Source organism: Marinomonas sp. KMM3893, assembly GCF_004352855.1.
Lineage (GTDB): Bacteria > Pseudomonadota > Gammaproteobacteria > Pseudomonadales > Marinomonadaceae > Marinomonas > Marinomonas arenicola.
Genome location: NZ_SJSC01000001.1, coordinates 218,589 through 234,346, shown reverse-complemented (window position 1 = coordinate 234,346; position 15,758 = coordinate 218,589). Strand labels below are relative to the sequence as shown.

General features: G+C 44.1%; 12 protein-coding genes. 8 read left to right on the top strand and 4 right to left on the bottom strand.

Translation table 11 applies throughout. The features are described 5' to 3' along the window. The first annotated feature begins 8 nt into the window (after positions 1-8). Both E0D71_RS01075 and E0D71_RS01070 read left to right on the top strand, forming a co-directional pair. A complete protein-coding gene (locus tag E0D71_RS01075) occupies positions 9-2,402 on the top strand; it encodes a fimbria/pilus outer membrane usher protein (RefSeq protein WP_207923301.1) in 2,394 nt (797 codons plus the stop codon). Beyond that, the gene (locus E0D71_RS01070; protein ID WP_133001456.1) at positions 2,392-3,243 is read left to right on the top strand and encodes a hypothetical protein; all 852 of its coding nucleotides are present in this window, start codon (positions 2,392-2,394) and stop codon (positions 3,241-3,243) included. Before E0D71_RS01075 ends, E0D71_RS01070 begins: the two co-directional genes overlap by 11 nt. Positions 3,244-3,347: 104 nt before the next feature. Here the strand turns inward: E0D71_RS01070 and E0D71_RS01065 are convergent, their stop codons facing one another. Together E0D71_RS01065 and E0D71_RS01060 are read right to left on the bottom strand one after the other, a co-directional pair. Beyond that, positions 3,348-3,944 carry a LuxR C-terminal-related transcriptional regulator gene (locus E0D71_RS01065; RefSeq protein WP_133001455.1) on the bottom strand — a complete coding sequence of 199 codons (597 nt, stop codon included), beginning with the start codon at positions 3,942-3,944 and terminating at the stop codon, positions 3,348-3,350. 369 nt (positions 3,945-4,313) lie between these two features. Further along, positions 4,314-4,865: a carboxymuconolactone decarboxylase family protein gene (locus E0D71_RS01060; protein WP_133001454.1), complete on the bottom strand. Its 552-nt coding sequence runs from the start codon at positions 4,863-4,865 to the stop codon at positions 4,314-4,316. A 144-nt stretch (positions 4,866-5,009) separates the two neighbouring features. On the opposite strand from E0D71_RS01060, the gene E0D71_RS01055 reads away from it, so the two are divergent. The 6 genes from E0D71_RS01055 (at position 5,010) to E0D71_RS01030 (ending at position 12,175) form a co-directional block, all read left to right on the top strand. After that, a complete protein-coding gene (locus E0D71_RS01055) occupies positions 5,010-5,594 on the top strand; it encodes a TetR/AcrR family transcriptional regulator (RefSeq protein ID WP_133001453.1) in 585 nt (194 codons plus the stop codon). A 295-nt stretch (positions 5,595-5,889) separates the two neighbouring features. Beyond that, a complete protein-coding gene (locus E0D71_RS01050) occupies positions 5,890-7,467 on the top strand; it encodes a cytochrome ubiquinol oxidase subunit I (protein ID WP_133002085.1) in 1,578 nt (525 codons plus the stop codon). Position 7,468: 1 nt separating this feature from the next. Beyond that, positions 7,469-8,605: a cytochrome d ubiquinol oxidase subunit II gene (cydB, locus tag E0D71_RS01045; protein ID WP_133001452.1), complete on the top strand. Its 1,137-nt coding sequence runs from the start codon at positions 7,469-7,471 to the stop codon at positions 8,603-8,605. A gap of 58 nt (positions 8,606-8,663) precedes the next feature. Next, positions 8,664-8,774, top strand: coding sequence for a cytochrome bd-I oxidase subunit CydX (gene cydX, locus E0D71_RS01040; RefSeq protein WP_133001451.1), 111 nt, complete (start codon positions 8,664-8,666; stop codon positions 8,772-8,774). A 4-nt stretch (positions 8,775-8,778) separates the two neighbouring features. After that, on the top strand, positions 8,779-10,542 hold the full coding sequence (gene cydD / locus E0D71_RS01035) for a thiol reductant ABC exporter subunit CydD (protein WP_133001450.1): 1,764 nt from the start codon (positions 8,779-8,781) through the stop codon (positions 10,540-10,542). After that, a complete protein-coding gene (locus E0D71_RS01030; protein ID WP_133001449.1) occupies positions 10,514-12,175 on the top strand; it encodes an ATP-binding cassette domain-containing protein in 1,662 nt (553 codons plus the stop codon). The genes cydD and E0D71_RS01030 overlap by 29 nt, the downstream gene beginning before the upstream one ends. Positions 12,176-12,629: 454 nt before the next feature. Here the strand turns inward: E0D71_RS01030 and E0D71_RS01025 are convergent, their stop codons facing one another. Further along, positions 12,630-14,390, bottom strand: coding sequence for a TRAP transporter fused permease subunit (locus E0D71_RS01025; RefSeq protein ID WP_133001448.1), 1,761 nt, complete (start codon positions 14,388-14,390; stop codon positions 12,630-12,632). A gap of 165 nt (positions 14,391-14,555) precedes the next feature. Beyond that, entirely contained in the window at positions 14,556-15,509 is a 954-nt protein-coding gene (locus E0D71_RS01020) for a TAXI family TRAP transporter solute-binding subunit (protein ID WP_133002084.1), read from the bottom strand. Positions 15,510-15,758 lie beyond the last annotated feature (249 nt).

The window sequence follows — 15,758 nt, the reverse complement described above, 5'->3', positions numbered from 1 at the left end:
ATTTTTTTATGTCTAATATTGTTTTTTTTTCGACATTGAGTATGGCGAAAATCAACCCATCTAATCGAACTATTGATTTGAGTGTGGAGGCTGAATTGAATAAAACCTCGATAGGTCAGCTGACATTAAGTGTGACACCAGAAGACGCCCTATTGCTAAAATGGAGTGAGCTAGAGCCGAGCCTAGCTAAGATACTATACCCAAGTGCACTGGACTCCCTTAAAAGTGATCTAGATGGCGTGCTAATTTCACAACAGTCACTAGAAGCAAAAGGATTTTCTGTTGCGTTCGATTTAAGCGACTTCAGCTTAAAAATGTCGGCACCATTAGAGTTAATTCGTCCTCAATCATTAAGTGTCAAAACGGACAGTGCAAGACCAAAAAGCGACCTTCCAACAGACATTAGTGGTTATTTTAACCTTTATTCGAGTTATTTGTATCAGCGTGATGAGGTGGAAGAAACCACCAGTGAGCAGCTAGATCTTCGTTCTGAAATGGTAATGAACTGGCAAGGCTGGGTAATAGAAAATGATAATGAATACACCTCAAGCAGCACCTCTGATGAGTCTAATATCAAGCGAACTGGATCACGCTTAGTTCATGATTTACCCCTAGACGGAGCTCGTATATCCATTGGTGATAACTACAGTTTTGGCAGTTATTTTCAGTCCTCAACACGTATGCTTGGATTGTCAGTTACCCATGATTACTCATTGGTTTCAGATCGAGCTACTCGCCCAAGTGCTTCAAGAAGCTTCACCCTAACCAGTCCATCGTCAGTTGAAGTGTTGGTGGATAATTTGGTCGTCAAACGCTTAAATCTCGCTGCTGGTATTTATTCTTTGAATGATATACCCCTAAATGAAGGCAGTAACGATATTACTTTGCGCATTACCGACAATGTAGGCGTGGTGACATATGTGAATTTTGATGTCACAACAGGTTTGGATTTATTTGCGAAAGGGGAGTTGGAATATGAACTTCATGTCGGTGTGCCCGCCGAGCTGCAAGATCAGTTGGAATATCATTACGATGAGCCTTTTATCAGTGGCTATTTAAATTATGGCTTAGGGCTTAGCTGGACAGTAGGAGCCAACGCTCAAGCGGATGAATTTGTGCAGCAGGTGGGTCTTAAGAATATTTACGCTTCACCCATTGGGCAAATTGCCTTTGAAAATGCCTTTAGTGCCAGTGATGAGAATGGCCAAGCTTACCGGCTGGTATACAGCACTTTTACCGATAACAGTCCAGCTCATCAAGATTTCAGCTTGGGCTATGAATATTCAACGCGAAACTTTAGACAGCTAGGTTATAGACCAGACACAGATGAAGATACGGCGAATACTGAGCATCAAATTCAAGCTAACTACAGTTTTTTTATTACGCCTACTCTACAGACCTCGTTGTCTACTAATTTTTCAAAAGATTATAACCAAGAAGATTTCAATAAATCGTTAGGCATTACTTTTTCTAAGGATTTAGCTAAAGGCCAATTTCGTTACAGCGTAGGCGGGCAGTGGGAAGAAACCCAAGGAGAGCGAGACTGGAGTGTTAGCTTGTCTTTTAGCTATCGCTTATCCAACCAAAGAAAAGTGAAATTATCCCATCAGTCCGATACTGATAAAACCCGCTTAGAATTTACTCAGGAAAATGATCAGAGGTATGTGGGAGCCTTGAACGTACGAGCTGGCGTAGAGAAAAATGAAGACGACGAAGCGGCTTTAGATTTAACAACTCTTTACAATGGCAACCGCTTTACCGCGAGCTTTGATCAAGCCAGTTATTACGATCAGCTTAATGCCCAATCTGCCCAGCATCAAAGCCGTTTGAGTCTTTCAACTAGTGTGGCATTTGCAGGAAGCCAATGGGCGGTAGGTAAAACCATTAATGACAGCTTTGCTGTGGTAGATGCACACCCAACGTTAGGTGATAGAACCATAGAATTGGGCAGTTATGAAGATGAATATCGGGCGAGTAACAAGGACTTCGACAGCATTTTAGTCAGTGACTTAAACTCATACAGCCATTCATCGATTACGGTGGACGTACATGACTTAGCACCAGGCTATGACATTGGATCAGGCGTATTATCTTTCTATCCGTCTTACCGCAGTGGTTATGGGGTTGTGGTAGGAACTGAAGCCAATATCTCTGTTATCGCCACTTTATTAGATGAGAATAAAGAGCCGCTGGCATTGCAGGTAGGTACCGCGGTTTGTACCACCGACAGTAGTAAAAAAGAGAATGTCTTTTTCACCAATAGATCTGGGCGCTTTGCCATCACGGGGCTAAAGCCTTGCCTTTACGAAGTCACTTTAAAAGATGAAAAGCAATCTACTTTTAATATCGATGTGAAAAAAGGTGAGCAATTGCAAAGGATAGGAGAAATTTATGTACACTAAAAAGTTACCTTTATGGATCGTGAGTGTTGTTTTCTTAGGTTTTTCTCATATAGCTTATGCAGACTGTACCGCCAAGATCGGTGCAATTAAGCATTTGTCGGATGATTTTGAAAACTATTATGCACAGCAGGCAAATGATGCAAAAAAACGTCTACATATCGATGTGCAAGACAGTAAAAATTGTCAGCTGCATATGGTGCTGACTAGTAAAAATCAGAATCGGCTAAAAGGCCAATTTCAGACCATTCCTTATTACGTTAAAAGTGATGTTCAGCAGACGATTAGTTCCTCTGTGACGCGCTTGAATTTAGTCGATTCCTCTGTCGATATTGAACTATTAATACGCGCGGGAACCCCGGTTAAAGCTGGAGACTATTCTGATCGATTAGAGCTAAAACTCTATGACAGAAATAACAATCTATTAGATGAACGAGAGTTTGCAATTAAAGAAAATATTTTACCTAGAACCAGTTTGTCTGTGGTGGGCTACAACTCGAGTTCAAATGTAATTAATTTAGGAGAGCTGGTTTCAGGTAGAGAGTACAACATGTTACCCACTTTTAAAGTGGTCACAAACGCAGATGTTCAGCTCAGCGTAAGCTCAGAAAACAAAGGCCATCTCATTCACACACTTTATAAGAAAAAATACGCCATTGACTATTATTTGAGCTTGGAAGGAGACAGGTTAAACCTTCTAGGTGAAACGAAAAGAACCTTTGCTTATAAAGGGCAAACGGTTTTCTTATTGAGATTAGGCATGCAATTAGGTGAATTTCAAAGGCAGGCGGCGGGTGAATACAGTGACACGATTCGGTTTCATGTTGCACCGCTTAACTATTAGATAAATAAAAAATAGAACTCTAAAATAGACAACGGAATGAGATCTGAAAAGCAGAAAAAATAGCGGAATAACCGTTGAACCCTGCGTTATTGGCAGGAACCTTATCAAGGTTCGTTGTTAAACTTACTGAGATTTTGTTTGCACCATTCTCGTGCTTGTTGTTTATTTTTCACTTCAATTTTGTGGTAGATTTTGTGCAGATGGACCCGAACGGTCGCTTCACTGATAAAAAGATTGTCGGCAATAGCGCTGGATTCTAAACCAGAGAAAAGCAGGTTTAGTACTTTCACTTCTTTACGAGTAAGGTTATTAGAGCGCAACATACTTTGTTGCTCATGGTGAAGCATTTGTCGCATCCAACAATCCGTTACCGCTCTAGGAAACCATAACTCTCCACTGTTGATGGCTTCAAAACCTTTTTGAAACAAAGCTTCATCAGCATCGTCATAAAAAATGCCTTTGAGATTAGGCCATTCTTTAAGCGCTAAGATATCACCGTCTTTAGGAACATCAAAAATGACGAGTCCTTGGTGATCTTGCTCTTGCATGAACTGATTAATGAATTCGTAATTTGTTATGCCATTAAGTGTCTTATAATTAATGAGTAATAAATTATAGTGATTCACAACATACAGTAGTGGGCTGTAGCTATTTTGGCTTAAAAACTCGATGTGCTTATTTGCTGAATCTTCAATGCTCATAGAACTCTACCTACAATGTAATACCTTTACATAATAGTACATTTTTTACACACACTTTGACACATATTTACGCTTTTTCTCGCCGTTTTTTGTACCAAAAAATCGATTAATTCTTCAACTCTATATTGAAAAATCAAATCAGTAAAATAGCGCTGAAGCGCAGTCTTTATGGCGTGATTGGCCTAAAAAGGCAGTGCTGGGGTAAGTCGTGTTTATCGTGATTTTATGGCGTTAGGAAAAGCGAAAATAGCAAATTAAATAATGGTTTTTTTATGACAAAGAAAAGATAAAAAAATACCCCCTAATGGTTAGGAGGTACATTGTGTTTTTGCGCTAGAAAGCACGTTTTTTGGGCGTGCAGTAGGTCGTTTATTTAGGCTGCCAAGCGAACTTTTCAAAGACAGAATCAACAGGCGTTTCTGCTAGATGGTTTGTGTAATTACTCATTACTTTTTGAGATAGACCTAAAACAATTTCCAGCAATTGACGCTGAGCATAACCCGCTTCAAAGAAGCGTGTTATTTCTTCTTGAGTTAGGAAACCACGATTGCGAGTCATCGCCAATGTGGTTTCATGCAGCACTTGTAATTTCTCTGTTGGCATGGCTTCTTGATTACGCAATGCTTCGGTTAATGCTGGGTCTACTTTCATCATATGCGCAATGCCGGTATGGGCAGGAACACAGTAATGGCAAGCATGTTCAACGTTAATGGTTTGCCAAACAACGGTCAGTTCTTCTGCGTTGAAAGAAGACTCGGTGAACAGTTTGTGCAACACCTGATAGCCTTCAAGTAGCCCTGGTGCTTCCGCCATTACACCGTGTAAACCAGGTAAAAAACCATTGCCTTTTATAGAGGCCTCAACGGCTTCTTTGCTCGCTTCTGGTGCGCTTTCTAGAGTATGGATGGTAAATTCGCTCATGGTATATCCTATTAAACAGTGGATGATTTTGGTGGCTGATTGTTCGGCCTTGTTTTCAATAAAACGAATAATAAGTGGTTTTGAACGTTCGTTCAAGTTAAAATTGAGCGATCGTTCAAAAAGTTTTTTTATAGAAGAGTGACAATGAGAAAAAATGCCAAGTTTGACCGCGATCAGGTGGTGAATAAAGCGACTGATTTGTATTGGGAAAAGGGGTTTCATGCCACCTCAATGCGTAACCTCCAGGACGTAATTGATATGCGACCAGGCAGTATTTATGCGACTTTTGGTAGCAAAGAAGGCTTGTTTAAAGAAGCGTTGAAATGTTACACGCAGCAGGGAATCGCTGCCTTACATGCTTGCCGACGTGAAACCTCATCGCCGATTAGTGCGCTGCAAAGCTTTGTCAAAATGCTGGTGATTGACTCACAAACCAAGGCGCCGAATGGTATGTGTATGTTGGCGAAAACCGTCGCTGAATTAACCGAAGACAATGCTGAGTTATTAGAAGAAGCAAAAAATTCACTCAAACAAATAGAAACAGAATTTGCTTTGTTAATTGCAGACGCTCAAGCATTAGGTGAAGTGAAACAAAACCAAACACCGAGAGAATTAGCCCGTTACATACAAATCCAAATTTCTGGTTTGCGAGTATACGCAAAAACCTACGGACAAGAAGCGCCGCTTGATCAGATGATCGAGGACATGTTCACTCAATACCCTTTTTAAAGAACCCACCATCACAACAGGCTGTTATAAAACCAACCAAATCACGAACTTATCGCATGGCCTACGGTTATTTGACCTAGGTCTATAAAAAGTGTCCAAACACCATTGAATGGTTTTCTCTGTCTTTCTCTTGATCTAACGCAATGTTTCTAAAGACAAGCTCACTCATAATTCACGCTTATAGTTAGCTCCAATGGCTGGAGCGGCGGCGGACGTAAAACAACAAGAGCATTGAGTTTAAAGAAAAGTGCCTGTGAACGTCTTTTCTCAATCAAGTGAATGGGTTGAAGTCATTATGATCAATGAAACGGTAGTGGACTTATCGAGGTTCCAGTTTGCTCTAACTGCTTTGTACCACTTTTTGTTTATTCCTTTAACACTCGGGTTATCTTTTATTCTTGCCATTATGGAGTCGGTTTACGTCATCACAGGCAAGCAAGTTTATAAAGACATGGTGAAATTTTGGGGTAAGTTATTTGGTATTAACTTTGCCCTGGGCGTGTCGACAGGTCTTACTATGGAGTTCCAGTTTGGTACCAACTGGTCTTATTTCTCCCATTATGTCGGGGATATTTTTGGTGCGCCGCTGGCGATAGAAGGGTTAATGGCCTTCTTCCTAGAATCTACTTTAGTGGGGCTGTTCTTTTTCGGTTGGGACCGTTTAAGCAAAGCCAAACATTTGGCGGTGACTTGGTTGGTGGCTTTCGCCTCTAATATGTCGGCCTTGTGGATTTTGATTGCCAATGGTTGGATGCAAAACCCAGTGGGCTCTGAATTCAATTATGAAACCATGCGCATGGAATTGGTCGACTTTAGTGCTTTGTTATTTAACCCAGTGGCTCAGGTGAAATTTGTTCACACTGTGTCAGCGGGTTACTGTACTGGCGCGATGTTTGTCTTAGCGATCTCAAGTTATTATTTGCTAAAAGGTCGTGACCTGGCTTTTGCTCGTCGTTCTTTCGCTATTGCTTCAGCCTTCGGTTTAGCCGCCACATTAAGTGTAATCTTATTGGGTGATGAGTCTGGTTATGAAATTGGCGATGTTCAAAAAGTGAAAATGGCCGCCATTGAGGCCGAATGGGACACACAGCAAGCGCCTGCGGATTTCACCTTGATCGGTCTTCCGAATCAAGACATTGAAAAAACCGAATACGCGATTAAAATTCCCGGTGCCCTCGGCTTGATCGCCACTCGCTCGCTGGACAAACAAGTGACTGGTATTGATCAGCTTAAAGAGCAAAACCGTCAGCGTATTATCAACGGCATCTATGCGAACCAGCTGCTTCAGAAATTGCGTGATGGATCAACAGATCCTCAAGTGAAAGCCGATTTCGAAAAAGTGAAAGGGGACCTAGGTTATGGCTTGTTGGTAAAAACCTTTGCCGACGACATGAACAACGTCACGGCGGCTCAAATAGATCAAACCGTGGAATACAGCATTCCGCATGTGGCGCCTATCTTCTTCTCTTTCCGAATCATGGTCGGTCTTGGCTTCTTTATGTTGCTGATTTTTGCCGCCGCTTTCTACCAAAACGCACGCCGTCGAATTGGTCAGAACCGTTGGTTCTTGAAAGTGATTCTATTTAGTTTGCCGGTTCCTTGGATTGCATGTGAAGCAGGTTGGTTGGTTGCTGAATATGGTCGTCAGCCATGGGCGATTGGTGAAATATTGCCTGTGAACTTAGCCGCTTCTGGTTTAACAGAAGGCGAGCTTTGGACCACTATTATCGGCATTACGTTACTTTACACCGCCTTCTTGATCGCAGAAATGTATCTCATGATTCGTTTCTCTAAACAGGGTCCTTCTAGCTTGCACACCGGTCGTTATGCACTTGAAAACGAAACGGCTCAGATAAAATCGCAGGAGATTTAACATGGATTATGATGTCTTAAAATTAATCTGGTGGGTATTGGTCGGAGTGCTATTGATTGGCTTTGCCATCACCGACGGTTTTGATATGGGCGTGGGTAGCTTGGTCAATATTATCACTCGTGATGACAGCGAACGCCGCGTGATGATTAACTCCATGGCCCCTCACTGGGACGGTAACCAAGTATGGTTTATTACGGCGGGCGGGGCGTTATTTGCGGCTTGGCCTGTGGTGTATGCGGCTTCGTTCTCAGGGTTTTATATGGCGATGATCTTGACCTTAGCCGCGATGTGGTTTCGCCCAATTGGCTTTGATTACCGCTCGAAAATTGACTCGCCTCGTTGGAAAAGAAACTGGGATTTATGCATAGGTTTTGGTTCTATCGTGCCACCTATTATCTTTGGTGTGGCCTTTGGTAACCTACTACAAGGTGTGCCATTCCAATTTGACGAGTTCTTGCGTGTAGATTACACCGGTTCTTTCTTTGGGCTATTGAATCCCTTCGCTATTTTGTGTGGCTTGGTGAGTCTGATGATGATCATTACCCAAGGTGGTGCTTGGTTGCAGATGAAAACAGAAGGGGACTTGCTGAAACGCGTTCGCAAAGCCACCATAGTGACCTCATTACTTGGCGCTGTGTTGTTCATCTTAGCGGGTGTGTGGTTAGCGTATGGTATCCAAGGGTACGTCATTACGAGTGCCATCGATGGTGGTCAAGTCCTTACTCCATTGATGAAAGAAGTGTCTATTGAGCCAGGCGCTTGGTTGGCGAACTACGATAAGGTGCCTTTATTAATGCTGGCTCCTGTATTGGGTGTATTAGGTTTGTTGGTTGCTGCGTTTGCGAGTCGTGTGAACAAAGGCGCCTTGGCTTTCTTAAGTTCCTCTTTGGGTATCGTGGGTATTATTGTCACTGCAGGTGGGTCTATGTTCCCATTCCTAATGCCATCGTCTACTTTTCCTAGCATGAGTTTGACTATGTGGGATGCGACTTCTAGTCAACACACCTTGCAAATCATGTTTATCGCCGCGTGTATCTTTGTGCCGATTATCTTGTGTTACACCATTTGGTCTTACATTGTGATGTTTGGTCGTATCAGCAAAGAGCATATCGAGAAAAACGCACATTCTCTTTATTAAGCACATTCATTAAGAAGGGGGCGCTCCACCTGTAGCGCCCCACAAAGGAGACAGTATTATGTGGTATTTTGCTTGGAGTCTAGGGGTTTTACTGGCTTGCGCATTCGGTATTGTAAACGCGATTTGGCTAGATTTTAGCGGTTACGAAGGCGAAGAGGAGCAAAAGTAAGCGCATGTCTAAACAAGAGAAAGCGCACAAGTCGCCACGAAAGGCACGGCTAACTACGCCCGAATTGCAGTTTCTTAATGAATGGGCAAAACGACAAACGAAACGTTATCGTCTTGTTCAGCTGCTGGGTATTCTTTTTACCGTCGGTTTGGTTGCCCAAGCTTGGTCTTTGGCCAATGTCTTTTCTGACTTGGTCATCGACGGCGCTTTTTCTGTTTCATTGTTGTTAATCGCCTTTTCTGCATTGCTTATTCGCGCGTTGGCCAGCTTTGGTCGCGAGCGATTAAGTGCCGCAGCCAGTCGCAGTATTCGCTATACACTGCGCAAAAAATTACTCTCACATTTGACTCATCTTGGGCCTTCACGCTTAAAAATTGACGAAGATGCGGCCTTGTCGACACGAGTCTATGAACAAGTCGACGCCCTCGATGATTATTTCAGTCGCTATAAACCTCAGTTGTTTATGGTGTCCTTGATTCCCTGTGTTATTTTGCTTGCGGTGTTGCCTGTCTCTTATATTGCCTTTGGGGTGTTTATGATGACGGCGCCATTGGTGATTATTTTTATGATCTTTGTGGGCCATAAAGCCGCGCAAGCGAACCGTCGACAGTTTCGAGTGTTGGCCATGTTATCAAACCAGTTTATGGATTTAAGCCAAGGGCTGGCAGAACTAAAACGCCTCGGTCGTACCGGACAAGCCAAACAGCGTTTGTCGGACAGCGCCAGTGCGTATCAAAGAACGACCATGGGCGTGTTGCGTTTGGCATTCTTATCGACCGCAACGTTGGAGTTATTCGCCTCCTTGTCCATCGCGATGATCGCCTTGTATCTGGGGTTGGGTTTGCTAGAGCAATTGCCTTGGGACAAAGGACAGGCACCGGTCACGTTAACTCAAGCCTTTTTTCTCTTGTTACTCGCGCCAGAGTTTTATTTACCGTTGCGCCAATTAGGCAACGATTATCACGCCAAACAAAAAGCCGAAGCCGCAGCGACCGCGTTATTGGAAATATTCAATACTCCGACACAAGACACGCAGACCGCGAGCAAAGACGACGCCATTCAATCGCATTTATCGATCGTCAAAACACAATCTACCTCCTTGTTGACCTTTCAAGCATTGAGCTGGCAGCAAGCTGGCCGGACTCGTTTAGCGCCGATCAGTAATCATATTCGTGAAGGTGAGCGTATCTGGCTTAGTGGCGAATCTGGTGTCGGAAAGTCCAGTTTGCTGCATTTGCTATTGGGGTTTGAAAAGGGTTATCAAGGCGAATGTTTTGTTTACCACGAGCCATTTTCGACGCTGGATATTGCGCAGTGGCGAGGCCGATTGGCCTGGTTGCCACAAACACCAGAATGGGTAAATGGCAACATTCGTCAAAATCTATTGTTGGGGATACAGCCTCCAAGTGAACAAGAAATACAAACCGCTTTAGAGAAAAGCCAGTGTGCGGATTTCATTAAGGCCTTACCGGCTGGGCTGGAGACCAAGCTTACCGAATTAGGAACCGGCTTATCAGGAGGGCAAATGCAGCGACTTTCCATTGCTCGGGCGCTGCTCTCCAATGCCGATGTTTGGTTGCTAGACGAACCGTGTTCTGGGCTTGACGAAGACACGGCTAACGCCGTACTTGAGACACTAAATAGCGTTTCAAAAGGCAAAACATTGTTAGTGGTCAGCCACGATACACACCCGATTTCTTGGGCTGACAGACATTGGAATTTAACCCACGGAGGTTTGCATGAGCAAAGTATCCAAGCTATCGCTTAAGCGCCTGTTATTGGCGAACCCATGGGGTTTTGCGATACCACTTTTACTCGGCGTTATGGCCAGCCTTGCTGGTGTGGCATTGCTCGGTATTTCTGGTTGGTTCTTATCCGCTGCAGGTCTTGCTGGCGTTTTAGGGCTAGCACAAGGGTTCAACTATTTTACCCCAGGTGCTCTAGTGCGCTTGATGGCCATTTTGCGTACCGCTGGCCGTTATGGTGAGCAAGTTTCCGCTCATGAACACCTGCTTGGGCTATTGAAAACGTTGCGGTTATGGGTGTGGGATCAACGGGTGGCAAAAGCGCCTGCGAGTCTGCATCAGCAAAGTCGAGGGGACTTATTGCAGCGCCTCGTCAGTGATCTAGACCAAATTATTCGTTGGCCTTTAGTGGTCATGCTGCCTTGGCTGTATGCTTTACTTGCTTACGCTGGCGTTACCGTGTTGGCGTACATTATCTCGCCCTCTTTAGTCTTGCCTATGGGCATTGCCGCGCTCTTCCATCTAGTGCTTATTCCTCTTATGTGTGGTCGTTACGCTAGTCGTCATGTGCATGTCGGACAGATTTTAGGAACCCATCGCCGCAGTCGGTTTGTGAGTGTATTCTCCGCGCTCATTACCTTAACAATCCGCGGTCATTGGCAAACCTACGCTGAGCGTTTAGAGCAATTGGACGCTCGTCAAAAACAAGCAGAAGTGAAAATCCAGCAAGCCATTAGCCTAGGTCGACTTGCTTCTTACTGCGTTACCTTAGGGCTTCTTGCCAGTGTTTTTTATACCCTAATGGACAGTCAAAATAGCGCACAACTGAGCTTAATTGCAGGCGTTCAAGGTGCTTGGCTGGTGGCTTTCATTCTGTGTGTCTTAGCGGTAAATGAACTGGTCTTACCCTTGTCTCAGTCTTTTGTGGCACAAGGGCAATCTCAAGTAGGTATACGCCGCTTGAATCAACTGCATACGGTACAACAGAATGAGAGTACGGCGAATCAAGCGTCATTAGCTACCATTAAAAGCATAAAGCTGACTCAATTTCGTGGTTATCACGCGCCTTCTAACCTAGGTAATAACACTGTATCCATGACACTAGAAGGCAATGAATGTGTCTGGCTACAAGGCCACAGTGGCAGTGGTAAATCCACCTTGCTTGCCGCACTAGCTGGAGATGTTCTTAGCGAAGGACAGGCTCAAATCAATGGTGTAATAATGCCGCTTTACGGCAATGAAATGTACCAATCCCAGCTTAGTTATTTGCCTCAAAACCCTTACGTCTTCCAGCAATCCTTACTCGCCAACCTACAACTTGGCGCTGAAAATGCGACGGAAGAAGCGCTTTGGAAAGTACTCGACGCCGTTGCCCTAGGGGATTGGGCGCGCAACTTACCCCAAGGGCTTAATACTTTACTTGGTGCTCAAGGGCGAGACTTGTCTGGCGGCCAACGTAAACGCCTTGTTTTGGCTCGGCTGCTGCTAAGAAATCGCCCAGTGCTACTGCTCGACGAGCCTTTTGACGGCCTAGACAGCGCCAGCATCCAAACAATCTGCCATGCACTCCAACATGACTACCAACCTAACTTACTCCTATTCATCAGCCACATCCCCAGCCCACTCAGTGCCAACGCCAGAGTCATCCAGCTATAAACAACGCCTTTTATCAACAGTCGTACGCCGGATGACTCCTTCTCGTAGGCCGGATGACTCCTTCTCGTAGGCCGGATGATTATTTCCCCCGTAGGTCGGATGAAACGAGGCACGAGGAAAATTAACTAGGACAGGCACATTAAAAACCCCGTGGTTGCTGGGTTCGTGAAAATTAACCAGGACAGGCACGTTAAAAAGCCCGTGGTTGCTGGGTTCGGTGACTTTTTTAATTTGTGGGCTGGCCTTCAGGCCAGTAACTCATGAATCGATGAATTTAACCAGAGGTCAGAGTCGAGAATTAACCAGGACAGGCATGTTAAAAAGCCCGTGGTTGCTGGGCTTGATAGATGTTTGATACGAAAATGTGATGTGGGCTAAATGATGAAAACTCCATTTTTATCGCCAGATTCCCATTGTGCCTGCGTCCATGCAGGCCTAGGAGTGAGTCATAAATTTAAATTGGCAGGGCAAAAATCAAAGTGAGTCCGACGCATAAATACACAGCTCGTTTGATGTATTTAAAAGGGGCAATGAGTGCCATGGATATAAAATAGAGTGCGAGGGCGATTTTTAAGGCGCTTGCGATGGCTAACAATGGGCTGCTGCCTAATAAAATAAGCGAAGGGTTAGCGATCATCGCCAACGGGATTAAATACAAACCTACTCCCAACATCATGGCAATGCCTGCGACTTTGAGCCAGTTTTCTTTGACCATCCCTGCAGCGATGAAAACACTGCCACACACAGGGGGCGTGATCGTTGACAGCAAGGCAAACCAGAAGACAAATAAATGGGCTTGAAGTGCAGATAAGCCCAATTGCGCTAACGCAGGACCCGCTACCGAAATACAGATGACATACGCTGCGGTAGTGGGTACTTCCATGCCAAGGATTAAACAGGCAATGGCGGTTAAGAAAATGGCAGGCCAAAGCATTCCCGCAGAGCCTGAAATAATGAGAGACGTTATTTTTACGCCCAACCCTGTAATTGCCAGTACACCAACCACGATAGAAGCACACAATATGATGGCGGCTATCATAGCGATTTGTTTGCCTGCATTAATGCCGACATCTTCTAATCGTTCAAGCAGTTGTTTTTTATTCGCTACGCCTTTGGAATTGAAGAAAAGTAAAATAGCCGCACCAAAAATAGCGATACTTGCGGAAAATTGTGGTGTATAAGCAGGGCCAAACATTCCCCAAAGCAATATCCCAAATGGAATCATGAAGAAGCTACAGGTAATGAATAGCTGACGATGGCTAGGTTGCTGGTCTTTACTGACGGCTTTTAAATCATAGCGTAGTGCAAAAGCATCGATCCCCACCCAAACTGCCCAAAAGTACAAGATAGCGGGTAAAATGGCGGCCATCATGATGCTTTGATATGGAATTCCTGTCAGCTCAACCATCACAAATGCGCCGGCGCCCATTAATGGTGGCATGATTTGCCCTCCAGAAGAGGCAACGGCCTCAGTCGCTCCGGCTAATGATTTAGGGTAACCAAGCTTTGTCATAGCGGGTAATGTGATTACGCCAGTTGATGCGACATTAGCAGAAGCGGAGCCTGAGATAGAGCCAAATAGAGCTGAAGAAATAACCGACACTTTTGCTGCTCCGCCTCGTAGTCTGCCAGCCGCGGTAAGTGCTAAATTCATGAAGCCTTGTCCTGCTTCGCCAGCATTGAGCACGGCGCCAAAAATAACAAAGATAGCAACGATACTGACAGAAACCCCTGTGAGTTTCCCCCAGATTCCCCCTTCAGCTATGGTTAATGTACCCAAAAAGCTGCCTATCGGGGTGCCAGGGTGACCAAATTCACCTGGGATATATTGTCCGAACATCCCATATGCCAGAGCGAGAACCGCTACCAATGGCAATGGCCAGCCAATACTGCGTCTTGCCATTTCTAAAACACTTAGCAACAAAACAGCGGCAATCCATAGCTGGTAGTTTTCACTGATATAACCGTATTGGTCGCCTAATGAGTCGGCATTGTAGGCCACCCACATGGTTGCGATTAAGCCTAATATGGTAAATAAGTAGCCAGTATAGCGTTGGAAAGGTGTACTACTCATAAAGATAAAAGCCCATGGTAGGGCGAGTGCCATATGAAGTGGGCGACTAACTAGATTAGGCACTAAACCAGAAAAAATAAGTGTTAAATGGAAAATGATACTAACGAAGCCAAAACCGGCCCAAAAATATTTGCTAGGCATAAAGCGTAATCTGTTTAAGTAAATGGAAGATAAGAAAGTGAGTGAGTGTATTAGGTATTTTAAGCAGAACCTAGAATATTATAATAAGTTCTGCTTAAGGGAAGCGGTATAAAAGGGAGATGTGCGCTTTTATACCGCAGGGCAACCGTGATTAAACATCATAGCTTATAGTTGATTGGCATTTAAACGGACGCCCATTTCACGGTAGTACTTAGCAGCACCTGGGTGAATCTTTCCAGTAATGTTGCTGAGCATGTCTGTTGAAACACCTTTCCACCAAGGGGAGTCATTTCCCATTCGTTGTTTTTGTTCCCAAAAAGCTTTTGTTAATGTGTAGGCGGTAGCCTCGTCCATAGCGGTGCTGGTATAAACAACAACAGGTAACGAAGTAGTGGTTATATCGGTTTCTTGTCCGCTATAAGTGCCAGCTGGAATCGTTAGTTTGGTGCGTTTTGATTGCGCTATTTGCTCATCCGTTAATGATAGGATTTTTATTTTTGTGCCAGCAGACGCTTCAATGACGTTTGGAGCGGGGAAAGAGCCTGAGGTAACAAAACCATCGATTTGACCATTTTTCAAGGCTGGTACAGCATTGGAAAGTTCAACTTGAGCAAAGTCTATTTTACCTTCTAAGCCAAACAGTTTGATGTATTTAGCGCCTTCGTTAGCGCCAAATGTTCCTTTGCCCAGTAATATTTTCTTGCCTTCCATCTCAGAAAAATTGTGAATATTGCTCTTCTCTGAGACAACAAAATGCATGGCCAAAGAGGGAATGGGGAAAAGTGCTCTTATGTCATTAAACTTAGGATTGTTCCTATTTTTAAACATGGCCTTGCCGTTCTGTGCCAGGCTTACCAGCGCAGGAGGCGTTGTGAATACGTAATTAGCTCCCCTAAAAGCCGACTCCATCACGTTTTGAACAGAGCCTTGGCTTTCTTCAACAGTAACAATCACATCGCTATTCGTGTCTTTTTTAACCGCTTGGGCGATTTCTACAGCCATTTGATAATAAGACGAGCTGGTCTTGGCTGACTTAAAAGTGATTTGAGTTTGCGCGAAACTTAATTGTGCCACGCTCAAACCGATGACAGTAGCGACTAAGGCTTTGTGAAATTTCATCAAAATGATTCTCTATGTGATTATTTGTTTTAAATTTATCGCCAAATTATAACCAATGAAATTGATATTAAGAAGCCACCACCTAAGATAGCCGATTAAAAAGCCATAAGATTAAATCAAGGGAAGCACATATAACCTCGAATGAAAAAGGTGTCATGGCATTAGAGTAGAGAAAGGAATGAAAAATAAAAGGGTATTACGCGGATGGAAAAGTATTTTAGCTGCGTCCTTGCAGCGCTGGGTTCGTCA